This window comes from Cupriavidus sp. 291-E7 (assembly GCF_057798835.1).
In genome coordinates, this window is record NZ_JBYOJV010000004.1 from 69,876 (window position 1) to 95,969 (window position 26,094).

The following is a 26,094-nucleotide window of genomic DNA, read 5'->3' on the forward strand; positions in this document are numbered from 1 at the left end:
GTTACTGGTTCAGATCGATCTTGTACTTCGACAGGTTCTTGTTCGAGCCATCGTCGGCCGCAACCAGCGACACGCCGGCCACGCCGCCGGCCGCTGCCTGAGACAGCATGCCCACGCCCGAGCTGAACACCACGTCGCCGCTGGTCACCACCTTCGTGAAGTGCCAGCTGCGGGCGCTGCCATTGCTGGCGCGGGTCACGTTGGCAATGGTCTTGATGTACTGGATCAGCACGTCGCGGTTGGCGTCGGGCGATGCGTAGACGGTCTTCGTGCCATCGAGGCCCGGAAAGTTGCCGCCGCCGCTGGCGCGGTAGTTGTTGGTGGCCACGATGAAGTCCATCGCCGAGGTCACCGCAGCGCCCTTGTACGTCAGGTTCTTGATGCGGCTGCCCACCGGCTGCGTGACATCGATCTCGTACTGCATGTCGGCATCGGTGAACATGTCGAAGTTGTAGCCCGGGAACGTGCTGATCAGCTGCTGCTCCGTGGTCAGTGCCGGGTTGATCTGGTTGAAGCGCTTGGCCGCCGTTTCCAGCCACGCCTTGACCTCGTCGCCGTTGACCTTCACCGCGTAGACCGTGTTCGGATACAGGTACAGGTCGGCAGCGTTGTTGATGGCCAGGTTGCCCATCGCCACATCGGTGTAGTCATTGCCGCCGCCAAAGCCGCTCTTGAACGGCGCCGACACGGACAGCACCGGCAGTGCCGCCAGCGCCGGCAGATTGGCCGTGATGTAGTCCTTCACGTACTTGGCCTGCGCCTGGTTCACGATCTGGATCGCGCCCGGATCACCCACATCGGCGAAGTAGCTCGTCATGCGGTAGTCGGTGCTGCCGATCGGGGTCTTCACGTACTGGATGGTGGCCTGGTGCTCCGTATCGATGGCGGGCGCCACGCTGGCGTCGGCGGCCACATACGACTTGTCGGCGTTCTGCGTGGAACGCGCTTCCACCTTGGTGTTGGCACGGTCGACGCTCCAGGCCTTGCCGTCATAGTTCAGCGCCAGGTTGACCACACCCAGGTGCTTGCCCCAATAGTTGGCCATCACGGTAGGCACGCCGTTGACCGTGCCCTTGACCTTGTCCACGCCCGGCAGGTTGAACTGGCCGACCGTGCTGTTGGCATCGGGGAAGATCTGGTGCGAGTGGCCAATCAGCATCGCATCCACGCCCGCCACCTTCGACAGGTGATAGCTGCCGTTTTCCATCGTCGGCGAGTAGGTGGAATTGTCCAGCCCGCCGTGCGAGATCACGACGATCAGGTCGGCGCCCTTGGCGCGCATTTCGGGGATGTATTTCTGCGCGGTCTCGACCACGCCCTCGGTGTAGACCTTGCCGTCGAGCCAGCGCTTGTCCCAGCTCAGGATAGCCGGCGGTGCAAAGCCGATGATGCCGACCTTGATCGGTGCGGAAATCGTCTTGCCGTCGGGGCCGGTGGCGGTAATCGTCTTGCTCAGGATCGCGTATGGCTGGAACAGCGGCTGGCGGGTCTTGACGCTGTAGACGTTGGCCAGCACCTGCGGGAACTTCGGGCCGGCACAGGTCTGCTGCGCCGATGGATCGGGCAGGCCAGCAACGTTGAAGCGGTTGCCCGTGACCTGGCTCAGGTACTGCAGGCCATAGTTGAACTCGTGGTTGCCGATGCCGCCGCCGTCGAAACTGGCCGCGTTCATCACCTTGTACATGGCCAGCGTCTCGCTGCACGTCACCGGCTTGACCAGCGCCTGGTAGTCCGACAGCGCGGTGCCCTGGATGGTGTCGCCGTTGTCCAGCAGCATGGTGTTCGGGAATTCGGCGCGCGCCGACTTGATCAGCGTGGCCACGCGCTCGAAACCGATCGACTTGTCTTCGGCAAGCTTGAAGTAGTCGTAGCTCAGCACATTGGTGTGCAGGTCGGTGGTTTCCAGCAGCGCCAGCGTGGACTTCGTGCCCGCCGGGATCGATGTGTTGCTGTTGTTGCCGTTGTTGCCGTTGCCGGCGTTGCTATTGTTGTCGTCGGAGCCACAGGCGGCCAATGCGGTGGCCACCAGGGCCGCCAGCATGGCGGCCCGGATGCGATGGTGTTGCATGGTCTCGGATTCCCCTGTCGTTTTCTGTTTGTGGTGCAGCCAGGGGATTGTCGGAAGTCCGGATGGCAGAGAAGTGGCGAAATCGCGTCATTATCGTGACAATCGATTCGAATATGGCAGAAATGACATATCGAAATGTGCTGCCGCCGAGCAGACTATTCCGATTGGCTGAAGACCCTTATCCATTTGCGCAATTGACGCTGCGTTATATAGGCGCTTATATTGCGGATGCAAACGATCGTGCACTCCATCCACTTTCTCCCGCATCTGCCATGACCCTTCATCCTTTCGTGCGCCGCGCCGCAGCGGGCGCCGCCCTGGTTGCCCTGACACTGGCCGCGCCGTCGGCGTTTGCCGCCGACCTGGTGGTTTCCGCCGCCGCCAGCCTGACCAACGCATTCAAGCAACTGGGCGAGCAGTTCGAGCGCGCCCATCCCGATACCAAGGTGGTGCTGAACTTCGGCGCGTCCGACGTGCTGATGCAGCAGATCGTCAAGGGTGCCCCGGCCGACGTGTTTGCTTCCGCCGACCAGGACGCGATGAACAAGGCCGAGGCCGAAAAAGTGGTGCAGCCCGCTTCGCGCAAGGATTTCGCGGCCAACGCGATCGTGCTGATCGTGCCGCACGACAGCAAGCTTGACATCGCCGCACCGAAGGACCTGACACGGGCGGACGTCAAGCGCGTTGCCTATGGCAATCCGTCATCGGTGCCGGTGGGCCGCTACACCAAGGGCGCGCTGGAATCGCAGGGCCTGTGGAGCGCGGTGGAAGCCAAGGGCGTGCCTGCACAGAACGTGCGCCAGGCGCTGGACTACGTGGCGCGCGGCGAGGTCGATGCCGGCTTTGTGTTTGCCACCGACGCGGCTGTGATGCCGGACAAGGTCAAGGTGGCCACGCGCGTGCCGACCGCCACGCCGGTGACCTATCCGATTGCCGTGACCGCGCAGACCAAACAGGCACAGCAGGCCAATGCGTTCGTACAATACGTGCTGTCGCCCGAAGGCCAGGCGACGCTGGCCAAGTACGGCTTCCAGAAGCCCTGATCTCCCAAGAACCAACTAACACTGCCGCCACATGGATGCCGTCTGGGTTCCACTGCTGCTGTCGCTCAAGGTAGCGGGCTGGGCCACGTTGCTCAATGCCATCCTGGGCGTGGCGGCCGCCTATGCGATCGCGCGCTGGCGCTCGAACGCGCGCGATGTGGTCGATGCCATCCTGACGCTGCCGCTGGTGCTGCCGCCCACGGTGCTCGGCTATTACCTGCTTGTGCTGGTGGGCCGGCGCGGCGTGTTTGGCGCATGGCTGGAAAAGCTCGGCATCGAACTCGTATTCACGTGGCAGGGCGCGGTACTGGCCTCCACCGTGGTCGCCTTTCCGCTGGTGCTCAAGTCGGCGCGCGCCGCGTTCGAGGGCGTGGACCACCAGCTCGAAAACGCCGCGCGCGTGCTGGGCATCTCAGAGGCCGGAGTTTTCTTTCGCGTGACCCTGCCGATGGCGCTGCCCGGCATCGTGGCAGGCGTGCTGCTGGCCTTTGCGCGCGCCCTGGGCGAGTTTGGCGCCACGCTGATGGTGGCCGGCAACCTGCCGGGCCGCACGCAGACACTGTCCGTGGCGATCTACGAGGCCGTGCAGGCCGGCAACGACGACACCGCCAATCTGCTGGTACTGGTCACTTCCGTGACCTGCATCGTATTGCTCGTGGCGGCGGCGCGCCTGGTGCCGCCCGCTCAGCGCGGCACGGCCAATCTCTTCGAACGGCGCAAGTTCACGCGCGCCCCGGCTGCCAAGTGAGATCGTCATGAGCATGCAGATCACCGTCCGCAAGCGCATGGCATCCCAGGATCGCCACTTCGCGCTTGATATCGCATTCGAATCGGACAGCCGGCGCATTGCGCTGTTCGGCCCGTCCGGTGCCGGCAAGAGCCTGACGCTGCGCGCCATCGCCGGACTGATGGCGCCCGACAGCGGCCGGATCGTGCTGAATGGCCAGACGCTGTTCGATAGTGACGCCGGTATCGATGTGCGTCCCCAGGACCGCCGCGTGGCCTATCTGTTCCAGGATTACGCGCTCTTCCCGCACCTGACCGTGTCGCAGAACATTGCATTTGGTTTGCGACGAGGCTGGCGCAACCCTGGCCGCCGGGCCTTGCCGCCGGAAGCCGTCCGCTGGATCGATGCGTTTGGCCTGCGCGATATCGTCAACCAGTACCCATCGCAAATCTCGGGTGGCCAGAAGCAGCGTGTTGCCTTGGCCCGCGCCCTGGTAGCCCGGCCGGACATCCTGCTGCTCGACGAACCGTTCTCGGCGCTCGACCCTGCCTTGCGCACGCGCATGCGCCAGGAGCTGCGCGCCCTGCAGGAAAGCCTCGACGTGCCGATGCTGATGATTTCGCACGACCCTGAGGACGTCGAAGTGCTAGGTGAGCATGTGCTGGAAATCCGCGACGGCCGCATCCATGCCAGCGGCCGCGCGCACCGGCATCCGCCAGTCTACGCACCGCAGACCGCCCACGTGGCCTAGCGCGCGTTCAGCAGATCCACGTACGCGCCTTCGATCAGCGCATCGGGCGCCACCCCAAGTTGCGCCATCAGTGCATGCGCCTCCGCCACGCCGGCTTCGACCGGCTCGTCATCGCGCAGCACGACCTCAAGCTCCAGAAAATCGCCCAGTCCTTCCACACGATCGAGATGCACGCGCGTGCGTCCCACCAGGAACAGCGTGCGCACCTTGCGCACCCTGCCGCTGATACCCTGCGCAGCGGTCAGGGCATCGCGCAGCGTATCGGGTGAAGCCGTGGGCGACAGGATGTAGAAGCTCTCCTTCGGCCCCGCGAGGTCTGGCCGTGCATAGAAGATCAACTGCCCCGACTGCGCGTGAAATGCGCGTAGCTTCAGACGGCCATTCGGACATGGAAAGAACGTATCGTCCTGCTCGATTCGTTCCGGTCCCTCGGTGGCAAGCGCCGCCGCTCGCGGTACCAGCGCTTCGACGCTGGCGATGCGCGCCTTGATTTCAACGTTGCGTGCCATGCCTCAGATCATCGTCCCAAGAATGACGCTCGATGCCTTGAAGATGGCCAGCGCGCGCGTGCCTTCCTTCAGATCGAGGTCGGTCAGTGCCGTGTTGGTGATGATGGCCGCCACGGTGCCGCCGCCATCGAGATCAAGCACTACCTCGGCGTTGACCGCGCCGGGTGCCAGGCGCGCCACCGTGCCCGGCAACTGGTTGCGCGCGGAAAGCCGGGCTGCCGGGTCGGGCAGACCGATCATCACCGACGACGCCTTGACCAGCGCAAATGCCTCGGCACCGGGTGCCAGGCCCAGCGTCTCGACGCTCTCATGTGTGATCGTGGACACGATGCGCAGGCCGCCCGGCAACGCCAGCGTGACTTCGTCATTGACGGCGCCGGCCCGCACGGCCTCCACGCGGCCGAACAGCTTGTTGCGCGCACTGGTCTTGATCATCATGCGTTGGATCAGGTGAAGGTCTTCGGGATGCGCATCGAACATCGCGCCGGCGCGTTCCAGATGAGCGAGAAAGCGCGCGTGCTCGGTTTCCATGATCCGGTACGTCGCAATCAGCCGCTCCGCGCGTTCGGTCAGCCGCGTGCCGCCGCCGCCCTTGCCGCCCGCCGCACGAAGCACCAGCGGTTCGCCGGCGCTGTTGTTCATGGCGTCGATGGCATCCCACGCGCCCTTGTAGCTGATGCCCACCGCGCGTGCGGCGGCCGTGATCGAGCCATGCTCGCCAATCGCGGCCAGCAGCGCGATGCGGTCTTTGCCGCCCCAGTCGTGCTTGCCGGCACGAAACCAGATGGCGCCCTGGAGTTCAAGCATGCGCTGACCTGTCAGTAGTGTCGGAAATGCGTATGGTACCGCCGGAAGCACCCGGCGCGTCAGCTTTGATGGGCGGGGATATACCAGCGCATGACACTGCCGGCAAAGTACTGCTTGTCCAACTGTCGCAGCAGGCGCCAGCAGGTGAATGGGTCGACCGCCAGGTCCACCCACGCCCAGGGGTGATTCGGATCGCCGTCGCGCACGATCTCGACGGAGTTGACCTTGGCGTAGTCCTTGAGCTTGTCGCGCAGCATGTCCTCGGTCACATCACGATGCAGCCCACGGATCAGTACCTGCATTGCAGCCTCTCCCCTTTTGGAAAGTGGTGATGCGTGTATTTTAGGCCGCGCTTTGCCTTGTGGCGCCCCGACGATGCGGCAATCGCACGTTTCAGGCCATGATGTGCACGCCGCCGTCCACATACACCGTGTTGCCGGACACACGGCGCGCATAAGGCGTGGCCAGGTAGGCCGTGGTAAAGCCGACGTCCATGATGTCGACCAGTTCCCCCAGCGGCGCACGCCCCGCGGCCTCGGCCAGCAGCACGTCGAAGTCCTTGAGGCCCGATGCGGCGCGTGTCTTGAGCGGTCCCGGCGAAATCGCATGCACGCGGATGCCCTGCGGCCCAAGTTCATAGGCCAGATAGCGGCACGTCGCCTCGAGCGCGGCCTTGACCGGCCCCATCAGGTCGTAGTTCGGCACCACGCGGTTGGCGCCGTCATAGCTCATCGCAAACAGCGTGCCGCCCCGATCCATCAGCGGCACCGCGCGCCGTGCCATCCGGATGAACGAATGGCACGATACATCCATCGCGCGCGCAAATCCGGCCGCTGACGATTGCAGCAGTCCGCCTTGCAGATCGGCCTTGGGCGCGAAAGCCACCGAATGCACGACCGAATCCAACCGGCCCCACGTCTCGCCGATCCGCGTGAACAGCGCGTCCATCTGCGCGTCGTCTTCCACATTCAGCGGCAACAGCAGCGGCGCCCTGATCTGCTCGGCCAGCGGCGCCACATGGGGATATGCCTTTTCGTTCAGGTAGGTCAGTGCCACCTCGGCACCGAGTTCGCGGAACGCCCGCGCGCAACCCCAGGCAATGGAATCCTCATTGGCAACGCCGGCGATCAGAACGCGATGACCGGACAGCGGCGGGTTGGGGACTTGGACCATGAGCTTCTCCCGTGGGCGGTTACGGAGCAACCAGTCAGGCTTCCGCCTCCTGCATTGCCTTGCCGTTGCCGTGGTCGGTGCCGAAGGCTTCGGCCACTTCGCGATAACGTTCCAGCCATTCCGCATCGAGCGGGCCGCCGACCGTGAGCACACGGTGCGCGAGCACCATGATGCGGCGCCGCTCCTTCATGTCCGGCACGAGGTCCGGCAGCACGCGGATTGCGCCTTCCGGGTCCAGGCTGACGATATAGCTCTGCCGCCGCACCGCGTCCTTGAACTGCGCCAGCGTGATGCGCTTTTCCGGCGGATTCTCGCGGGCCAGCTTGCGCAGCAGGTTGAACGGCCTTTCCTCGATGGCCGAGCGGCCCTGCGTGACGTACGACAGCACGCGCAGGAACGCGTCGAGCGCCGTGCCCGTGCCAATTTCGCGCTCGGCCTCGCGCCGACGCAGATCGGCCACCTCCTTGCGCAAGGCGGTCACCGCCGGCGACTCCGGGCGCTTTGGCGTGGTCGTCATGCCCAGCAGCGCAGGCAGCCAGGGCGTGGCATAGATCGATTCGAACATGCGCTCCTGCCAGGCATCGCGCGCATCGCGGTACTGGTCCAGCGAGCGCACGATCTGGTCGGACATCGCCTGCTGCATGGCCAGGAACGGGTTGTCCGGCGACACGGGCTTGCGCGCCTCGCGCACGGCCGGCGCCATTGCGGCGATCCATTGCATCCACGGATTGCCGTCGGTGAACAGCGAGCGTTCGAGCCGCGACGGATGGGTGGCCCGGATCGCCTCGGCCGTGGACTCGTTCGCCATCGCACGCACCACCGGTGAGGCGAACGTGTCATAGACATGCTGGTTGATCTCGGCCACGCGGCGTACGACTTCAAAGGGCTGCTCGTCGGCGCGGCCATCGTCGAGTGCCAGGATATCGTCGATGGTCCGCCGCTCGAAGCGCACCAGGTAGCGGCCTTCGATCAGTTCACTGTGCGGGGAATCGGGCGCGAAGTCCTCGATCTTCGCTTCGTACAGGCCCGGCGGCAGCACGTCGATCAGATCGAGCGCGCAGAACAGTTCCGAGTGCTCCTTGTTTGCCACGCTGCCCGAGACGAAAATGCCGAGGTGCCCGATCGACGGATGCAGGCAATAGACGATGGTCTGGTCGTTGGCCACGATCTCGTCCACGCTCGCGTACAGATCGGGAATCCAGTTCAGCGCCTGCTGCGGCGGCGTGATGTTGTCTCCCCAGGAAGCGAACACGATCACCGGTGAGCGGACATTACGCAGGTCGATCACGGTCTTGCCATCGTTGCTGCGCACCTCGCCGGCCGTCAGATGGTTGCCGACGAACAGGTTCTGCACGATCCAGTCGATCTCCGCGCGGTTCATCAGGAAATGGCCGCCCCACCAGCGCTCGAATTCCAGGAAGCGCGGCCCTTCCGTGTCCACCTTGGCGTAGACGTTGTACAGCTTTTCCCACAGCGTGTTCGAGGGATTCAGCTTCTCGAAGTTCTGCACCAGCCAGGCGCCGTCAAAGCGGCCGTTTCCGAGGTCCGCCGCCAGCGACGACAGCCAGGTGCCGCCGAGCAGGCCGCCCGAATAGCGCATCGGGTTCTTGCCTCGTACGCCGGACCAATAGGCCACCGGCGCGCCGGCCAGCAAGATCGGGCCGGTCACATCGGGCGCCGCCGCTGCCAGCATCAGCAGTGCCCAGCCCGCCTGGCAATTGCCGATCACGAACGGCTTGCCCGGTGCATCGGGATGACGTTCGGCGACGGCCAGCAGGAACTTGCCTTCGGTGCGCGCCACGTCCTCGATGGTCTGACCCGGGCAGGGGTCACGGAAGAACGTGATGAAGTAGCACGGATGTCCGGTGCGGATCGCGTTGCCAATCTCGCTGTCGGCCTTGAAGCCGCCGATGCCGGGTCCATGACCCGCGCGCGGGTCCATCACCACGAATGCGCGCTTGCTCATATCGGTGGGATGCGCCTCGGGTGGCACGATGCGCATCAGCGCATAGTTGACCGGCTTGGGCAGATCGCGCCCATCGATCAGCACCTCGTAATCGAACACAAGCACGGGCGGCATGCCGCCTTTTTCGTGCTCGGCGGTTTCGTTGCCGCGCTGGCGCAGGATATCGAGGAAGAGGATGGAGCGCTGCCAGGCATCGAGTCCGTATTCCCACGCTGCCTGCGCCACGGGGTTCAGCGGGACCGGTGGGAACGCGGCAAACGGTCCGAGGGACGCAAATGGCGATACGGGGGTTTCAGCGGATTCGGGAGCGGCGGCGGTATCGTCCTGCCCGGGCGCTTGTCCCGTAACAGGTTGGCGTGCATTCATTTCCGTTTCTCCTTTGGGATAGGCGGAGTCAGATGGCGTGCAGCGTGGTGCGTACACCGCTTGCTGCGATGCAACAGCAAAAATCTACCAGCCTCGGCGCGACATGACAACTGTCACCAAAGGCCAATGCTATTGACAATGACGTATATGACAACAGCAAGTCATCGATACGGCGCACGCATTGGCCTATACTCCCCCAAGACGTTTTGCGCGATGCAGCATCCGCACGCGGGTGCTGTCCCGATGGAACACCAGGTACCCGCCCATGCCGACACCATCGTCCGAAGACAAGTACGCCATGCTGCTCGCACGCTGCGAGGGCCTGCCGCCCATTCCCACCGCCGTGGCCCATCCCTGCGACTATTCGTCGCTCGATGGCGCGCTGGAAGCGGCCCGGCTTGGGCTGATCGTGCCGATTCTGTGCGGTCCCGCCGCGCGCATTCGCGCGGTGGCCGAGGAACATGGCCTGGCTCTGGGCGACACAGAGATCATCGATGCGCCGCACAGCCATGCTTCGGCCGAATATGCGGTCGAGGCCGTGCGCACCGGACACGCCGAGCTGCTGATGAAGGGCAGCCTGCACAGCGACGAACTGCTGCAAACGGTGGCACGCTCCGCCAGTGGCCTGCGTACCGCGCGGCGCCTGTCGCATGTATTTGCGATGGACGTGCCGAACTATCACAAGCCGCTCTTCATCACCGACGCGGCGGTCAATATCTTTCCGACGCTGAACGAGAAGGCCGACATCGTGCGCAACGCGATCGACCTCGTGCGCGTGCTCGGCGTCGAGCATCCCAAGGTGGCCATCCTGTCCGCGGTGGAGACCGTTACCGACAAGATTCCTTCGACGATCGAAGCCGCCGCGCTCTGCAAGATGAGCGAGCGCGGACAGATCGAAGGCGGCCTGCTCGATGGCCCGCTCGCGTTCGACAACGCCATCAGCAAGGCAGCCGCCGAGACCAAGGGCATCCGTTCCGAGGTGGCGGGCGACCCCGACATCCTGCTCGTGCCCGACCTTGAGGCGGGCAACATGCTGGCCAAGCAGCTCACCTTCCTGGCTGGCGCCGAAGCGGCGGGCATCGTGCTGGGCGCGCGCGTGCCGATCATCCTGACCAGCCGCGCCGACAGCGTGCGCGCCCGCATCGGCAGTTGCGCGATCGCCGTGCTGCTGGCCCACGCGCGGCGCACCTCGCAAGCCGCCGTACCCGCCTGAGGAGAACCGCGCGTGAGCACACCCCACCCCGTCATTCTTGTCGTCAACGCCGGTTCTTCGAGCGTGAAGGTGTCGATCTACGTGGTGCCGGAGTGCGCGCACGAGAACGTTGACATTCAGCCCACGCTGGAAGCGCACGGCCAGATCGAAGGCATCGGCGTGACGCCGCGCCTGGTGGCGCGCATGGCCGACGGCCGCGAAGTCACCGACCAGACGTTTCCCGTCGAGCAGGTAGCCGATCACGACGCGGCCTTTCGCCTGATCCGCCTGACGCTGAGCGTAGCGCTGCGCGATACGCCGCCGGTGGCGATCGGGCATCGCGTGGTGCATGGCGGCAGCGAATTTTCCGATGCGGTGCGCATCGACGACGACGTCATCGCAAAACTGGAAGCGCTGGTGCCGCTGGCACCGCTGCACCAGCCGCACAACCTGACCGCCATCCGCGCCATTCGCGGCGCGGCGCCCGACCTGCTTCAGGTAGCCTGCTTCGACACGGCATTCCACGCCGGCCGCGATCCGCTGGCGCAGTTGATGGCGCTGCCCTACGAGTACTACGAGCAAGGCGTGCGGCGTTATGGCTTTCACGGTTTGTCGTACGCGTATATCGCCCGGCGACTCAGGCAGGTGGCGCCCGATCTGGCCGATGGCCGCGTCATCGTGGCACATCTGGGCAACGGCGCGAGCCTGTGCGCCATGCGGGACGGCAAGAGCGTGGATTCGACGATGGGCCTGACGGCGCTCGACGGCATGCCGATGGGAACGCGCTGCGGATCGATCGATCCCGGTGCCGTGCTGTACCTGGCCGCGCAGGGCATGGGCGCGGATGCCATCCAGTCGATGCTCTACGGACAGTCGGGCCTCAAGGGCATCTCTGGCATCAGCAGCGACATGCGCGCGCTGCTGGCCAGCGACAGCCCGCGCGCAAAGCTTGCCGTCGATTTCTACGCATATCGTGCCGCGCAGGAAATCGGCAAACTGGCCGTCACGCTCGGCGGCCTGGAAGCGCTGGTCTTCACCGCGGGCATCGGTGCCAATTCGCCGGAGGTTCGGTCGCGCATCTGCGCACATCTGACCGACCTGTTCGGTATCTCGCTCGACGCAGCGGCGAATGGCGAGAACTGCCAGCGCGTGAGCCACGATGCCAGCCGCGTGCCGGTGCTGGTGCTGCCAACGGACGAGGAAGGCATGATCGCGCTATCGACCGCGCGGATATTGCGCGAGAACGGCGGCCTATGACTCCAGGTAGTGTCGGCGCAGCAGTGCGGCGTCGACACCGAGATTGTCGGCCAGAAACCGCTCGACGCTGCCATACGTTTGCGCGATCGCATCCATCGACGCTTCGATGTATTCGGGACGCACTTCCAGCAACGGCATCATCGCATCGGGCGTCACGCCGATCTGTTCCACCCCCGCAAGCATCTTCTCGTTGAAGCGCCGGTTCCAGTGGTTCGACTCAAGATAGTTGGCCACGATGTCGTCCTGTGCCACGCCCAGCGCGCTCAGCAGCAGCAGTGACGCAAATCCGGTGCGGTCCTTGCCTGCTGTACAGTGGTAGTACAGCGTCTTGCCCGCTTCGGCATGGCGCAGGAATGCACCGAAGGCATCGCGGTAGCGCACGGGAAAATCTCGATACACGTCGAGCATGAACCCGTGCATCTGCGCGGCATTGCTGGCACGCAGGCGTGGCATCAGCACATCCATCGACATCGTGCCGTCCAGCACGGGCACCGCCAGCCATTCGAAGCGCTCGCCGAATGCGGCCTCGGCCGGCGACTTCTCACCGGTAGAGCGGAAGTCGACAACGATGTCCAGTTGCATGGCGTCGAGCTTGTCGAGATCCGCGGCACAACCGAGCGCGGGATTGGCACTGCGATACAGCTTGTGCTGCCGGACGCGGCGTCCGGCGTGGCCAGTCAGTCCGCCGAGATCGCGCGCGTTGGCGATGGTCTCCAGATCGAGGCAAGTCCGCATCGCGGCGGCTGCCAGTTTGGCTTCATCAGTCTGCATATCCCTTTGGCGCGCCACACGACGCGCATTTGAAAACATTCAGTGTTGGCATCAATTATTTCAGATCGCCTGCCGAGAGAACACCCTTCCTGCAACAGATATTCCGCCTGCCATTGCCGTTTCTGCAATGTGCCATTTCTCTTGAAATTTCCGACTTACTGGAGTGTTGATCCAAGGCAATTTTTGAGACTCCATCGGCTTGGCATGCTGCCTGGCGGTTCACATAATGCCCCTGTGTCGAACACGGCGATCCTGCTTCGCTACGTGTCCGGCCAGCTACTCCAGACCAAGGAAGTTTCAAATGCCTGACCCTCAAATTTCTCCTGCCGGCCCCGGCGGCTCCGCGGCTGCGGCGAGTGTGTCCGTCGCTCCCAAACTACGCATTCACTGGGGTCTCTACGCCGCCGTCGCGGTGCTGATCGCGGTGCTCATGATTCCAATGCCACCGGACCTGCCCGTCGCCGGACAGCGCATGCTGGCGATCCTGGCCTTCGCGGTGGTGGTGTGGATCACCGAAGCGGTCACGTATGAAACCAGCGCCGTCATGATCACGTCGCTGATGGCCGGGTTGATCGGGTTCGCGCCGATGGTAAATGATCCGAACACGATCTACGGCACGTCGCGCGCGCTGGGCATGGCGCTGGCCGGATTCTCCAATACCGCGCTGGCACTGGTGGCCGCCGCGCTGTTCATCTCGGCGGCGATGACCGTCACCGGGCTGGACCGGCGCATCGCGCTGGTGACACTTTCCGCGATCGGCACGAGTACGCGCCGCATCCTGATCGGCACCATCGCGGTCACCATCATCCTGAGCCTGGTGGTGCCAAGTGCCACCGCGCGCAGCGCGTGTACCGTGCCGATCATGATGGGTGTGATTGCCGCGTTCGGTGTCGACAAGAAGTCGAATATCGCCGCCGGCATCATGATCATGGTGGCGCTGGCCACCAGCGTATGGAACGTCGGCATCCAGACCGCGGCAGCGCAGAACCTGCTGACCGCCGGCTTCATGGATAAGCTGCTCGGCGAGCGCGTGACCTGGCTGCAATGGCTGGTGGCCGGTGCGCCGTGGGCCATCGTGATGTCGGTGGTCCTGTACTTCCTGGTGCGCTGGCTGCTGCCGCCGGAAACCGAGGCAATCGCAGGCGGCAAGGAAGCCGTGCAGCGGGAACTGACCGCGCTGGGGCCGATGTCCGCGCCGCAGAAGCGCCTGTCCGCCGTGGCCATCGGCCTGCTGCTGTTCTGGGCCACCGAGGGCAAGCTCCATTCATTCGATACGGCCACCATCACATTCATCGGCCTGGTCATCCTGATGATGCCGCGCATCGGCGTGATGGACTGGAAGACCATGCAGCAGCGCACGCCGTGGGGCACGCTGATCGTGTTCGGCGTCGGCATCAGCCTTGGCACCGCGCTGCTGACGACGAAGGCCGGCCAGTGGCTGGGCGGGTTCGTCGTCACGCATTCCGGCCTGGCCGATCACGGCACGCTGATGGTCTTTGCGGTGCTTGCCGCGTTCCTGATCCTGATCCACCTGGGCTTTGCCAGCGCCACGGCGCTGACGGCCGCGCTGCTGCCGATCCTGATCGCGGTATTGCAGACGCTGCCCGGCGATATCAACAGGGTCGGCATGACCATGCTGCTCGGCTTCACGGTCAGCTTCGGCTTCATCCTGCCGATCAACGCGCCGCAGAACATGGTCTGCCTGGGCACCGACACATTCAATGGCAAGCAGTTCGCCCGCATCGGCATACCGCTCACCATCATCGGCTACCTGTTGATGCTGCTGTTTGCATCCACGTACTGGCGCTGGCTTGGCTGGATCTGATTCTCCGGCGATACCCGCGGACCGGACAGCACAAACATGGGCGGGGCGTGCCGCCAATGGCACAATATGCGCCATGCAACGTCTCTGGTCCGCCTTCGTCAAGTTCGTGCTGCTCGCCGCGGTGGGCGGCGTGTTGCTGGTCGCCTTTGCCGTCCTGATGGCCAACCGGCAGTTGCCGTCGCTCGATTCGCTGATGGCGTTCAGGCAAACGGCTGGCTACGTCAAGCTGGGCGATTTTCCGCACACACTGCCGGAGGCGGTAGTCGCCATCGAGGATGACCGCTTCTATCTGCACGATGGCGTCGACTATGTTGGCGTGATGCGCGCCGGCATCGCCAATCTGTCGGACGAGCTGTCGCAGGGCGCTTCCACGATCACGATGCAGGTGGCCCGCAATTTCTTCCTGTCCCGCCAGAAGACCTACACGCGCAAGCTCTACGAAATCCTGCTGGCCTACCGCATCGAGAACACGCTGACCAAGGATGAGATCCTTGAGCTCTACCTGAACAAGATCTACCTTGGCCAGGGCGCCTATGGCTTCTCGGAGGCGGCGCAGACCTATTTCGGCAAGCCCGTCGAACAACTGACGCTGGCCGAATGCGCGATGCTGGCTGGCCTGCCCAAGGCGCCGTCCGCCAACAATCCGGTGGTCAATCCGCGCCGCGCACGGCAGCGCCAGACCTACATTCTGCTGCGCATGATGGAACTGGGCCGCATCACGCGCGCCCAGTACGACGCCGCGCTGCTGGAGCCACTGCGGCTGCGCTGACAGCTATGTCAGCGGGCGCCCGACGGCGCCGCCCTGCCCCCGCATGCTAGCCTGCCTCCACGAAACGCCGAAGGGTGGAAACAACCGTGGAGACAGCCATGATGGAAGGACTTTGGGGCGAAGTCTACGGCACGCTGCGATCGGAGTTCGCGGATGTACCGGACGTCAAGGAACTCACACGCATCCTGCTACGGCTGACACTGGCCGTGCTGCTCGGCGGCCTGATCGGCTACGAGCGGGAGTCGGCCGGCAAGCCCGCCGGTTTGCGCACGCACATGCTGGTGGCGATGGGGTCGGCGCTGTTTGTGCTGGTACCGCTGCAGGCCGGCATGCCGCTGGGCGATATGAGCCGCGTGCTGCAGGGGTTGATGTCCGGCATCGGCTTTCTCGGCGCAGGCGCCATCATCAAGCACAGCGGCGGTAAAGAGGACATCCGCGGGCTGACCACCGCCGCCAGCATCTGGACCGTGGCGGCCATCGGCGTGGCATGCGGGCTGGGCCGCGAAATGACCGCGGTGATCGCCACCGTATTCGGACTGGCGATCCTGCAGTTGCTCTATCGGCTCAAGCAGTAGTTGTGGCCGCGTCGCGCAGCGTCACTTCGAACTTTTCGCGGTGACGCGCCACCGCTTCCTTGACGATGGGTTCCACGCCTTCGCCTCCGGCGTCGTCCATATGCGCCAGGAACGCGCGCTTCATGCGCGGCTCCCAGAACTTCTTGACATGGGAGGCGATATCGGCGAGCGCTTCTTCACGATCCGGCATTGCCTCGAAGAAGTTGCCGATCTGGTTGGCCATCTTGACCAGGTTTTCGATATGCATGCCTGACCTTTTATTCCGTATGAAGTCGTTGGGGATGGCTGTAGACCACCATGCTGCCGCCGCGCACAAAGCCGGCCAGCGTCAGGCCGGCGGTTTCGGCCAGGCGCACGGCCATCGCGGTCGGCCCTGACACGGCAGCCAGCACACCGGCGCCGATGGCCGCGGTCTTCTGCACCATCTCGTAGCTTGCGCGGCTTGTGACGATGACCGCGCCCTTCGCAATATCTTCCTGGCCGCCACGAGCCAGCGCGCCCGCCAGCTTGTCCAGCGCATTGTGGCGGCCCACGTCCTCGCGCACCAGCGCGATCTCGCCATCGGCACGCATCCACGCCGCGGCATGCGTGGCCCCGGTGTCGCGCAACAGCGCCTGCCGCTTGTGCAGCACCGCGAATGCATGCTCGAACACGCGGGGATCGAAGCTGGCATCGCTGCGCACCGGCTGCGGCATGCGCATCACCTCGTCTAGCGATTCGGTGCCGCACAGTCCGCATCCGGTACGCCCGGCCAACGCGCGACGCCTGCCCTTGAGTTCCACGAACGCGCCCGTGGCGATCTCCACCTTCACCGTGATGCCTTGCTCGCCGGCCTCCACGTCGATGCCGTAGATATCGCCGGCCGCATCGACAATGCCCTCGCTGAGGCTGAAGCCGATGGCGAAGTCCTCCAGGTCGGCCGGCGTGGCCAGCATCACCGCGTGCGAGATGCCGTTGTACTCCAGTGCAACGGGGATTTCCTCGGCCAGGTGGTCAACCTCCGGCGTCATCGTGCCATGCCGCCAGCGCCTGACCGCGAACGTGCGCTGTGCCGGTACCTCGTCGGTACCGGTTGCGCTATCGGGGGATGGTACGTCGCGCTTCATCGCCAGTCCTGCGTCAGCCCGCCTGCGCCGTCTCGCTGGCCGCGCGCAGGTGTCCGAGCTGCTCCTCGTTGAACGCCTGATAGTTGCGCTGCCATGTGGACGGTTGCGCCACCGGCATCACCTGCACCGCCGTCACCTTGTACTCGGGGCAGTTCGTGGCCCAGTCCGAGTTGTCGGTGGTAATCACGTTGGCGCCCGACTCCGGGAAGTGGAATGTCGTGTAGACCACGCCCGGCTGCATGCGCTGGCTGACGATGGCACGCAGCACCGTCTCGCCCGCGCGGCTCTGCACGCCAACCCAGTCGCCGTCCTTGATGCCACGCTCCTCGGCATCGTGCGGGTGAAGCTCCAGGCGGTCCTCGTCATGCCAGTGCACGTTATCCGTGCGCCGCGTCTGCGCGCCGACGTTGTACTGCGACAGGATGCGACCCGTGGTCAGCAGCAGCGGATACTTCGGCGTGACCTTCTCGTCGGTCGGCACGTACTTGGTGATGATGAACTTGCCCTTGCCGCGCACGAAGCCATCGACGTGCATGGTCGGCGTGCCGTGCGGCGCCTCGGCGTTGCAGGGCCACTGGACGCTGCCCAGTTCGTCGAGCTTCTGGTAGCTCACGCCCGAGAACGTCGGCGTCAGGCGCGCGATCTCGTCCATGATTTCGGACGGATGGCTATAAGCCATCGGATAGCCAAGCGCCTCCGACAGCAGCAGCGTGACTTCCCAGTCCGAATAGCCCGCCTTGGCCGGCATCACCTTGCGCACGCGCGAGATGCGGCGCTCGGCATTGGTGAACGTGCCGTCCTTTTCCAGGAACGACGAACCGGGCAGGAACACGTGCGCGTACTTGGCGGTCTCGTTCAGGAAGATGTCCTGCACGACGATACACTCCATCGACGACAGTGCCTCGGCCACGTGCTGCGTGTTCGGATCGGACTGGACGATATCCTCGCCCTGGCAATACAGGCCCTTGAACGAGCCCGTGATCGCGGCCTCGAACATGTTGGGAATGCGCAGGCCCGGTTCCGGATTGATGTCGACGCCCCAGGCAGCCTCGAAGCTGGTACGTACCGTGGAATCGGACACATGGCGATAGCCGGGCAGCTCGTGCGGGAACGAACCCATGTCGCACGAACCCTGCACGTTGTTCTGACCACGCAGCGGGTTCACGCCCACGCCTTCGCGGCCAACGTTGCCGGTAGCCATCGCCAGGTTGGCAATGCCCATCACCGTGGTGGAACCTTGCGCATGCTCGGTCACGCCCAGGCCGTAGTAGATGGCCGCGTTGCCGCCGGTGGCGTAGAGCCGTGCGGCGCCACGCATCAGGTCGGCCGGCACGCCGGTCGATGCTTCCAGCGCTTCCGGAGAATTCTCGGGCAGCGCCACAAAATCGCGCCATTGCTGGAACGCCCGGTCTTCGCAGCGCTCGGCGATGAACTGCTCGGCCAGCAGGCCCTCGGTCACGATCACGTGCGCCAGCGACGTCACCACGGCCACGTTGGTACCCGGACGCAGTTGCAGATGGTAGTCCGCGCGGATATGCGGCGAATCGACCAGGTCGATCTGGCGCGGATCAACGACGATCAGCTTGGCGCCGGCGCGCAGACGGCGCTTCATGCGCGATGCGAACACCGGATGGCCATCGGTCGGATTGGCGCCGATCACCATGATCACGTCGGCCTTGGCCACCGAGCGGAACGTCTGCGTGCCCGCCGATTCGCCAAGCGTGGTCTTCAGGCCGTAGCCCGTGGGCGAATGGCAAACCCGCGCGCAGGTGTCGACGTTGTTGTTGCCGAACGCGGCGCGCACGAGCTTCTGCACCAGATAGCCTTCCTCGTTCGTGCAGCGCGACGACACGATGCCGCCGATCGAATCCTTGCCATGCTCGGCCTGGATACGCTTGAACTGCGACGCGGCGTAGCCGATCGCCTCTTCCCACGACACTTCGCGCCACGGGTCGGTGATCTTGGCGCGGATCATCGGCTTCAGAATGCGATCCTTGTGCGTGGCATAGCCCCAGGCGAAGCGGCCCTTCACGCAGGCATGGCCTTCGTTGGCGGCGCCGTCCTTGTACGGCACCATGCGCACCACTTCGTTGCCCTTCATCTCGGCCTTGAACGAGCAACCCACGCCGCAGTATGCGCACGTGGTGACCTTGCTGTGCGACGGCTGGCCAAGCTGGATCACCGACGTTTCCGTCAGCGTGGCGGTCGGGCAAGCCTGCACGCAGGCGCCGCAGGATACGCAGTCCGATTCCATGAACGGCTGGCTCGTGCCGGCCGCCACGCGGGAGTCGAAGCCGCGCCCGCTGATCGTCAGCGCAAACGTGCCTTGCGTCTCTTCGCAGGCACGCACGCAACGGTTGCAGACGATGCACTTGGACGGGTCATACGTGAAGTACGGATTCGACTCGTCCTTCTTCATCTGCGTGTGCGTGGCAATGGGCGAGGCACCGCCGGCACCATCCGCGTAGCGCACTTCGCGCAGGCCCACCACGCCGGCCATGTCCTGCAGCTCGCAGTTACCGTTGGTCGGGCAGGTCAGGCAGTCGAGCGGGTGATCGGAGATATACAGCTCCATCACACCACGGCGCAGTTCGCCGAGCTTGCCGCTCTGCGTGCGCACCTTCATGCCGGGTTCCACGGGCGTCGTGCACGACGCCGGATAGCCGCGCCGGCCTTCGATTTCCACCAGGCACAGACGGCACGAGCCGAACGGTTCCAGTGAGTCGGTGGCGCAGAGCTTGGGCACGCCAATGCCGGCTTCGGCGGAGGCGCGCATGACGGAGGTGCCGGCGGGCACGGTGACGGATACGCCGTCGATCTCCAGCGTCACCATCGTGTCTGAGTCGATGGCGGGGGTTCCGTAGTCAAAATCGTCGCGAGCGTTCAAGGGACGTCTCCCGTAATGCACTGCTTTATGAGGATGCGCGCCCCTGAGAGGCGCGTCGTTCTTAAATGCCAATCAGGCGGCGCGGGCAGGCTTTGCCGACAACCCGAAGTCTTCCGGGAATTCGTTGAGCGCGGACAGCACCGGGTAAGGCGTCATGCCTCCCATCGCGCACAGCGAACCCGCGAGCATCGTGTCGCACAGATCGCGCACCAGGGCCACATGCTTGACCGGCTGGTCGCCCGCGATGATGCGGTCGATCACCTCGACGCCACGTGTGGAACCGATCCGGCATGGCGTGCACTTGCCACACGACTCGATCGCGCAGAATTCCATCGCATACCGCGCCATCTTCGCCATATCGACGGTTTCGTCGAACACGACGATGCCTCCGTGGCCCACCACCGCACCGAATGCGGCATAGGCCTCGTAGTCGAGCGGCGTATCGAAGCGCGACTCGGGCAGGTACGCGCCCAGCGGGCCACCGACCTGCACCGCGCGGATGGCGCGGCCGCTGCGCGTACCGCCGCCGAAGTCGAACATCAGCTCGCGCAGCGTCACACCGAACGCCTTCTCGACCAGCCCGCCCTGCTTGATGTTTCCGGCGATCTGGAACGGCAGCGTGCCGCGCGAGCGGCCCATGCCGAAGTCCTGGTAGAACTTTGCACCGCGCGCCAGGATCACCGGCACCGTGGCCAGCGAAATCACGTTGTTGATCACGGTCGGCTGGCCGAACAAACCCTTCAACGCCGGCAGTGGCGGCTTGGCGCGCACCACGCCGCGCTTTCCTTCCAGGCTTTCCAGCAGCGCCGTTTCCTCGCCGCACACGTAGGCGCCGGCGCCCTTGCGCACCTCCAGCGTAAAGCGCTTGCCGCTGCCGCGGATGTTGTCGCCAAGCCAGCCCGCCTGCGTGGCGATCTCGATGGCGGCTTCGGTGGCCGCAATCGCATGCGGGTATTCGGACCGCGTGTAGATGTAGCCGGACTCCGCGCCGACGGCCAGGCCCGCGATCGTCATGCCTTCGATCAGCATGAACGGATCGTCTTCCATGACCATGCGGTCGGAGAACGTACCCGAGTCGCCTTCATCGGCATTGCAGACGATGTATTTGACCGGCGACTTCGCGGCCAGCACCGTCTTCCATTTGATGCCCGTGGGGAACGCCGCGCCGCCGCGACCGCGCAGGCCGGAGTCGAGCACTTCCTGCACGATCTGTTCGGACGACATCGCCAGCGCGCGCGTCAGGCCGGCAAAGCCTTCGTGCGCGATGTAGTCGTCGAGCGAGAGCGGATCGGTGATGCCCACGCGCGCAAAGGTCAGGCGCTCCTGCTGCTTCAGGAACGGGATCTCGTCGGTCAGGCCATGCGCCAGCGCATGCGGGCCGCCCGTCAGCAAGCCGGCGTCGAACAGCGCGCCGACGTCGTCTTCGGTCACAGGGCCGTACGCGACGCGACCCGCATCGGTCTGCACCTCGACCAGCGGTTCAAGCCAGAACATGCCACGCGATCCGTTGCGCACGATGCGCACATCGGCGCCACGTTTTGCGGCCTCGCTGGCGATGGCCTGCGCCACCTCATCCGCACCGAGTGCCAGCGCGGTGGAGTCGCGGGGTACGAAGATGGTCGTGGTCATGCGCGGGCCTCCTCGTCTTCACGTACCGCATCGACGAGCTTGTCGAAGCGCTTTGCGTCCACCCGTGCGTGCAGACGCTCGCCGATCATCATGGCCGGGCCGGTCGCGCATTGCCCGAGGCAATAGACCGGCTCCAGCGTGAACTGGCCATCGGCCGTCGTCTCATGAAAATCGCAACCGAGCTTGCGGCACGCATGTTCGGCCAGCGCGTCGGCGCCTACCGACTGGCAGGCCTCGGCACGGCAAACCTGAACCACATGGCGGCCGGCCGGTTGCTGGCGGAAGTGGTGATAGAACGTGATGACGCCATGCACTTCGGCGCGCGACAGGTTCAGCGCGCGGGCGATGACGGGTACTGCATCGTCGGGAATAAAGCCGTGGCTGTCCTGGATATCGTGCAGGATCGGCAGCAACGCCCCCGGCATGTCACGCTTGGCCGCGACGATGCGCAGGATGTCTGGTGCGGTGTTGCCACTGCCGGCTGGCGCCGTGGGGATGGCGGTCTCTGGCATGCTGTCTCCATTTTGTTCTGTCGATCCCGATATCGGCTTTTTTATTCATATTCGGGAACATCACAACGGGCGTTTCGGCCTCTTTGTGCGACTATAGGACCGTGTTTTGCACCGTTCAATATGCTATTTTCCGCATATGCTACGCATCTCGATCCTTCCGCACCTCCAGATCCGCGACGACACCTCCCCGGCGCCCGCGCCAGCACTGGATGTGTCACGTCTGGTGGCCCTGTTGGGCCTGATCGAATCCACCGGCAATATTGCCCAGTCCGCCGAGGCGATGGCGTTGTCATACCGCTACGCCTGGGGCATTTTGCGTGATGCGGAAACCTTGTTCGGCGGTGCGCTCATCGCCAAAACACGTGGACGAGGGTCTACCCTAACCCCGTTGGCGCAGCAGCTGGTGTGGGCCAGCAAGCGCATCGCGGCGCGTCTGTCGCCGACGCTGGACAGCCTGGCCTCCGAGCTGGAGATCGAGCTCAAGAAGCTGATGGCGGCCAGCGACCCCACCGTACGCATCCACGCCAGCCACGGTTTTGCCGTGGCCGCGCTACGTGATTTTCTGGACGAGCAGAAGGTACGCCACGACCTCAAGTACTGCGGCAGCCTGGAGGCCGCCGCCGCGCTGTCCGAGGGCGCCTGCGACATTGCGGGTTTTCACGTACCGATCGGCGAATTCGAGGAAGAAACGCTGCGTGGCTTTTTGCGCTGGCTGCACCCCGAAAAGCACTGTCTGATCCACCTGGCCACGCGCCAGCAGGGACTCTTCGTGCGCCCGGGCAATCCGCTGAGCATCCACTCGCTGGAAGACCTGACGCGCTCGGATGTGCGCTTCGTCAATCGCCAGCTAGGCTCCGGCACGCGCCTGCTGCTGGACCTGATGCTGGCACGACGCGGCATCGACAGCAACGGGATCGAGGGTTTCAGCAACGGCGAATTCACGCACGCCGCCGTGGCCGCCTATATCGGCAGCGGCATGGCCGACGTCGGCTTTGGCGTGGAAACGGCCGCTCGCCACTTCAACCTCGAATTCGTGCCGGTGCTCAAGGAGCGCTACTTCTTTGCACTGGAATCGGACGCGCTGCAAAGCCCCGCCCTGACCGGCGCGGTGGCCGCCATGAAGAGCGCCAGCTTCCGCGACCGCGTGAACGCCCTGCCCGGCTATGACGGCGAACTGACAGGGACCGTGCTCACGTTTGCGGAAGCATTCCCCGGGGTGCGGCTTTAAGGCACCCCTGGGCCTTCAATACACCACCACCGACAGCGCCACGCCGGCCGGCACGCGCACCTTGTCGCTGTACACGTCGTTGCTGGCGCTGCGCGGCGCGATGTAGCTGGCATAGCCCTGCAGCATCGACGGCGCGGTGGCCGGCAGCTTGCGCAGCGCGGTGTACGTCGATGCCGACGGGTCGATCTCCGGCAGCGTGTAGGTGCCGTCCGACCAGGCCGGATACCCGTAGTTGCCGGGCGAGCGGCCTAGCGGCATGTTGCTGTTCGTCGTGGCACGCCAGCTCAACATCGCCTGATCGAAGGTCCAGCCCGGCCGGGCCGCCTGGATCGCTCCGGCCAGGACCAGGCGGGAATCGGCCGCCTGGCGCGTCAGCAGATCGCGATAGAAGCCGATACCGAGCTGGCGGTTCAGGAAGCCGCCGAGACTGCCCGACACCGCGTAGCTCTCGCACGATGCGCCAAAGCCGGTGAATTCGGTCAGGTTGCAGTTGTAGTCGCTGTAGCGGTAGTAATCGGGCAGACGGACATCGCGGATCGGGTTGTAGTTGGAAACGATCGCCCCGCTCAGGAAGTCTTCCATCTGCATCGCGGTCATTTCCTCCAGCCACGTGTCATAGGCGGAGCTCGCGCCCATGCTCACCTGGCGGCGATAGAAATTCTGCATATGGGTGCCCTCGTGCGCCATCGTGATCTTGACGGACCGCACGCCGTCGGGCCCGCCCAGCGTCATCGTTTCGCTGTCGAGGTACAGCGAAATCGATTCGTTGCTGTTTGCTTCCTTGGTCTTGAGGAAGTTGTGCACGCCCCAGAAATAGCCGACGGTGCCGTAGGGCTTGGCATCATGGTTGAAGTTGAGGATGACGATATCCACCGGCACGCCGGACGGCAGCATCGACGTGCCGAACTGGTTGGCACCCCAGAGTTTGCCGCCCACGTCGACCAGCCGGTCGTAGACCATGCCGGTGCCGGCAAACGCGTTGGCCAGGTCCGCGACCATCGTGTCGGTCACGTTGGTGGCTTCGGCGGCCTCCGCCCAGACGTTGACGCGAGTGCCGTCACTGGCGGTCAGCTGCTTGCGCAGCGTGGCCGTGCGCTGCGTGCCATCGATGTGATACCAGTTGCGGCTGGCGCCCTCGCTCATGGCCGTGGTGCCGATCGCGGTGGCAAGCGGCGCCGGCGCGCTCAACGTACTCAGCATCGGATCGCCCGATGGGCGCGTGGCATCGATCCAGCCCGCACGGTTGTACTCGCCGATGGCGCGCCGCATGGCTTCTTCGGTCGAACCCTGGGTCAGCGACTGCGGCGAGATCAATTCCGAAGCCACGCGAGAAGACAGCCCGGCCGGCATGGCCACCGCCGCACCGCCGAGGTTGTAAAGCTGAAGCCAGACCGACTTGCCGGTCACGCCGGAAATGGAATATTGCACGTCAACCGCGGCACCGTTTCCGTTCTGGTAGCCCCAGATACCGGCGTCGGTGCCCGAGTAGCTGCTGGCCGTGACCGCGCCGCAAGTCGCGCATGACTGGGTCAGCCCGGTCACCAGCATCGGCTCGGTGGAAGTGGTGGTGGTGGCCTGGGTGCTGGCGGCACTGCCACCGTCATCGCCACCCCCGCCGCCACAGGCGGCAAGGGCCAGCGCGGCCAGTGCCGCAAGACCGGTCAACCCGGTGGACAATCGAGCGCGCGCTCCGGCACGCAGGGTCATGCGACGCATCTGGGGGACTCCGAAACAAAGCGGTCTCCCTCGGCGGGCGCGCGCATGCGCACCACGCGGGAGTGGTCACCCAATAACGACGCGAATAGCACCAGGTTTAGCGGTCGTTACATCGCTTTTCCCGATGATTCGATGCAACGGCCGTTTCAATCCGTCGTGATACGCACGCAAGGCGATGCGCGTGCAAGGCTCAGTAAATCTCCGGAATGATCATGTTGTCCGGTACCGGCAGGCGCGTGTAGTCGGCATGGCGCTCGCGCTGGGGCAGCACGATGGAAGACTGCGGCGGCTCGACGTACGGCATCTGCTGCAGCAGATGGTGGATGCAGTTGAGCCGCGCGCGCTTCTTGTCCACGGCTTGCACCACCCACCACGGGGCTTCGGGAATGTGGGTGCGCTCCAGCATGATTTCCTTGGCGCGCGTGTAGTCTTCCCAGCGGCGGCGCGATTCCAGGTCCATCGGGCTCAGCTTCCACTGCTTGAGCGGATCGTGGATACGGCTCAGAAAGCGCATATGCTGCTCGTCGTCGGTGATCGAGAACCAGTACTTGATCACCTGGATACCCGAGCGCACCAGCATGCGTTCGAACTCCGGCACCGAGCGGAAGAATTCCTCGTACTGTTCGTCCGTGCAGAAGCCCATGACGTGCTCCACGCCGGCACGGTTGTACCAGCTGCGGTCGAACAGCACCATCTCGCCAGCGGCGGGCAGGTGCGACACATAGCGCTGGAAATACCACTGCGTGCGTTCACGATCGTTCGGTGCCGGCAGCGCGGCCACGCGGCACACGCGCGGGTTCAGCCGCTGGGTGATGCGCTTGATCACACCGCCCTTGCCCGCGGCATCGCGCCCTTCGAACAGGATCACCACCTTGTGGCCCGTGGCCACCACCCAGCTCTGCAGCTTGACCAGTTCACCTTGCAGTCGGAACAGCTCGCGGAAGTAGCGATGACGTTCGGCACGCTCGGCCTCGTCGCCATTGAGATTGCTGTTGTCCCCCGGGCCGCCCGCCTCGCCAGCCAGCACGGCCTGCACCAGCATCGGGTCGCGGTCTTCCAGCTCGAGTTCGAGTTCCTCGTCGTAATAATCGGCGACTTCGCGGTGTATGCGCCGGATCAGGTCTTCATCGTTGTAGTTCATCGCTTTCCTCCATTGCGTCCGCCGAACGGCGTGCGCCTTGGTGAACCATCGTACGCCTGCCTCGTGGCAATTCGAT

At 64.8% G+C, this 26,094-nt stretch carries 23 protein-coding genes; 9 read left to right on the forward strand and 14 right to left on the reverse strand.

What is annotated here, in order from left to right; translation table 11 throughout:
- Position 1: 1 nt before the first annotated feature.
- Positions 2 to 2,068 (reverse strand): bifunctional 2',3'-cyclic-nucleotide 2'-phosphodiesterase/3'-nucleotidase, encoded by a 2,067-nt coding sequence (locus AC3FLX_RS08905; RefSeq protein ID WP_488695729.1) that lies wholly within the window; start codon positions 2,066 to 2,068, stop codon positions 2 to 4.
- Between the two features lie 272 nt (positions 2,069 to 2,340).
- Between AC3FLX_RS08905 and modA the strand changes: the two genes are divergently transcribed.
- Genes modA through AC3FLX_RS08920 form a run of 3 tightly spaced genes read left to right on the forward strand, consistent with a single transcriptional unit; the run spans position 2,341 to position 4,589 of the window.
- Complete coding sequence (modA, locus tag AC3FLX_RS08910) at positions 2,341 to 3,111, forward strand: molybdate ABC transporter substrate-binding protein (RefSeq protein WP_488695731.1); 771 nt, start codon at positions 2,341 to 2,343, stop codon at positions 3,109 to 3,111.
- A 31-nt stretch (positions 3,112 to 3,142) separates the two neighbouring features.
- Positions 3,143 to 3,859 (forward strand): molybdate ABC transporter permease subunit, encoded by a 717-nt coding sequence (gene modB / locus AC3FLX_RS08915; RefSeq protein ID WP_488695733.1) that lies wholly within the window; start codon positions 3,143 to 3,145, stop codon positions 3,857 to 3,859.
- 7 nt (positions 3,860 to 3,866) lie between these two features.
- Entirely contained in the window at positions 3,867 to 4,589 is a 723-nt protein-coding gene (locus AC3FLX_RS08920) for an ATP-binding cassette domain-containing protein (RefSeq protein WP_488695734.1), read from the forward strand.
- On the opposite strand, the gene AC3FLX_RS08925 is transcribed toward AC3FLX_RS08920, so the two are convergent.
- The 5 genes from AC3FLX_RS08925 to AC3FLX_RS08945 form a co-directional block, all read right to left on the reverse strand.
- Entirely contained in the window at positions 4,586 to 5,098 is a 513-nt protein-coding gene (locus AC3FLX_RS08925) for a class IV adenylate cyclase (RefSeq protein ID WP_488695736.1), read from the reverse strand. The two genes, AC3FLX_RS08920 and AC3FLX_RS08925, sit on opposite strands and share 4 nt — an antisense overlap.
- Positions 5,099 to 5,101: 3 nt before the next feature.
- Positions 5,102 to 5,905 (reverse strand): TOBE domain-containing protein, encoded by an 804-nt coding sequence (locus AC3FLX_RS08930; RefSeq protein ID WP_488695738.1) that lies wholly within the window; start codon positions 5,903 to 5,905, stop codon positions 5,102 to 5,104.
- Between the two features lie 59 nt (positions 5,906 to 5,964).
- A complete protein-coding gene (locus AC3FLX_RS08935) occupies positions 5,965 to 6,207 on the reverse strand; it encodes an RNA recognition motif domain-containing protein (protein ID WP_488695740.1) in 243 nt (80 codons plus the stop codon).
- A 91-nt stretch (positions 6,208 to 6,298) separates the two neighbouring features.
- A complete protein-coding gene (fabI, locus tag AC3FLX_RS08940; protein WP_488695742.1) occupies positions 6,299 to 7,078 on the reverse strand; it encodes an enoyl-ACP reductase FabI in 780 nt (259 codons plus the stop codon).
- Between the two features lie 34 nt (positions 7,079 to 7,112).
- Entirely contained in the window at positions 7,113 to 9,410 is a 2,298-nt protein-coding gene (locus AC3FLX_RS08945; RefSeq protein WP_488695743.1) for a DUF3141 domain-containing protein, read from the reverse strand.
- A gap of 265 nt (positions 9,411 to 9,675) precedes the next feature.
- On the opposite strand from AC3FLX_RS08945, the gene AC3FLX_RS08950 reads away from it, so the two are divergent.
- A complete protein-coding gene (locus tag AC3FLX_RS08950) occupies positions 9,676 to 10,623 on the forward strand; it encodes a phosphate acetyltransferase (protein ID WP_488695745.1) in 948 nt (315 codons plus the stop codon).
- A 12-nt stretch (positions 10,624 to 10,635) separates the two neighbouring features.
- Entirely contained in the window at positions 10,636 to 11,859 is a 1,224-nt protein-coding gene (locus AC3FLX_RS08955) for an acetate/propionate family kinase (RefSeq protein ID WP_488695747.1), read from the forward strand.
- Here the strand turns inward: AC3FLX_RS08955 and AC3FLX_RS08960 are convergent.
- A complete protein-coding gene (locus AC3FLX_RS08960; RefSeq protein ID WP_488695749.1) occupies positions 11,854 to 12,630 on the reverse strand; it encodes a tyrosine-protein phosphatase in 777 nt (258 codons plus the stop codon). The two genes, AC3FLX_RS08955 and AC3FLX_RS08960, sit on opposite strands and share 6 nt — an antisense overlap.
- A 301-nt stretch (positions 12,631 to 12,931) precedes the next feature.
- Between AC3FLX_RS08960 and AC3FLX_RS08965 the strand changes: the two genes are divergently transcribed.
- The 3 genes from AC3FLX_RS08965 (at position 12,932) to AC3FLX_RS08975 (ending at position 15,799) form a co-directional block, all read left to right on the forward strand.
- Positions 12,932 to 14,455 carry a DASS family sodium-coupled anion symporter gene (locus tag AC3FLX_RS08965; RefSeq protein WP_488695751.1) on the forward strand — a complete coding sequence of 508 codons (1,524 nt, stop codon included), beginning with the start codon at positions 12,932 to 12,934 and terminating at the stop codon, positions 14,453 to 14,455.
- 73 nt (positions 14,456 to 14,528) lie between these two features.
- Positions 14,529 to 15,224, forward strand: coding sequence for a transglycosylase domain-containing protein (locus AC3FLX_RS08970; protein ID WP_488695753.1), 696 nt, complete (start codon positions 14,529 to 14,531; stop codon positions 15,222 to 15,224).
- Between the two features lie 101 nt (positions 15,225 to 15,325).
- Positions 15,326 to 15,799: an MgtC/SapB family protein gene (locus AC3FLX_RS08975; protein ID WP_488696212.1), complete on the forward strand. Its 474-nt coding sequence runs from the start codon at positions 15,326 to 15,328 to the stop codon at positions 15,797 to 15,799.
- Here the strand turns inward: AC3FLX_RS08975 and AC3FLX_RS08980 are convergent.
- The 5 genes from AC3FLX_RS08980 to AC3FLX_RS09000 form a co-directional block, all read right to left on the reverse strand.
- Entirely contained in the window at positions 15,789 to 16,046 is a 258-nt protein-coding gene (locus tag AC3FLX_RS08980) for a formate dehydrogenase subunit delta (protein ID WP_488695755.1), read from the reverse strand. The two genes, AC3FLX_RS08975 and AC3FLX_RS08980, sit on opposite strands and share 11 nt — an antisense overlap.
- Before the next feature lie 10 nt (positions 16,047 to 16,056).
- On the reverse strand, positions 16,057 to 16,905 hold the full coding sequence (fdhD, locus tag AC3FLX_RS08985) for a formate dehydrogenase accessory sulfurtransferase FdhD (RefSeq protein ID WP_488695756.1): 849 nt from the start codon (positions 16,903 to 16,905) through the stop codon (positions 16,057 to 16,059).
- 13 nt (positions 16,906 to 16,918) lie between these two features.
- Positions 16,919 to 19,792 (reverse strand): formate dehydrogenase subunit alpha, encoded by a 2,874-nt coding sequence (gene fdhF / locus AC3FLX_RS08990; RefSeq protein WP_488695758.1) that lies wholly within the window; start codon positions 19,790 to 19,792, stop codon positions 16,919 to 16,921.
- A 72-nt stretch (positions 19,793 to 19,864) separates the two neighbouring features.
- Complete coding sequence (locus tag AC3FLX_RS08995) at positions 19,865 to 21,421, reverse strand: formate dehydrogenase beta subunit (RefSeq protein ID WP_488695759.1); 1,557 nt, start codon at positions 21,419 to 21,421, stop codon at positions 19,865 to 19,867.
- Positions 21,418 to 21,933, reverse strand: coding sequence for a formate dehydrogenase subunit gamma (locus tag AC3FLX_RS09000; RefSeq protein ID WP_488695761.1), 516 nt, complete (start codon positions 21,931 to 21,933; stop codon positions 21,418 to 21,420). The genes AC3FLX_RS08995 and AC3FLX_RS09000 overlap by 4 nt, the downstream gene beginning before the upstream one ends.
- A gap of 136 nt (positions 21,934 to 22,069) precedes the next feature.
- Between AC3FLX_RS09000 and AC3FLX_RS09005 the strand changes: the two genes are divergently transcribed.
- Positions 22,070 to 23,161 (forward strand): substrate-binding domain-containing protein, encoded by a 1,092-nt coding sequence (locus AC3FLX_RS09005; protein WP_488695762.1) that lies wholly within the window; start codon positions 22,070 to 22,072, stop codon positions 23,159 to 23,161.
- A 15-nt stretch (positions 23,162 to 23,176) separates the two neighbouring features.
- On the opposite strand, the gene AC3FLX_RS09010 is transcribed toward AC3FLX_RS09005, so the two are convergent.
- Both AC3FLX_RS09010 and ppk2 read right to left on the reverse strand, forming a co-directional pair.
- Positions 23,177 to 24,877 (reverse strand): M30 family zinc metallopeptidase, encoded by a 1,701-nt coding sequence (locus tag AC3FLX_RS09010; protein WP_488695764.1) that lies wholly within the window; start codon positions 24,875 to 24,877, stop codon positions 23,177 to 23,179.
- A gap of 190 nt (positions 24,878 to 25,067) precedes the next feature.
- The gene (gene ppk2 / locus AC3FLX_RS09015; protein WP_488695766.1) at positions 25,068 to 26,018 is read right to left on the reverse strand and encodes a polyphosphate kinase 2; all 951 of its coding nucleotides are present in this window, start codon (positions 26,016 to 26,018) and stop codon (positions 25,068 to 25,070) included.
- Positions 26,019 to 26,094 lie beyond the last annotated feature (76 nt).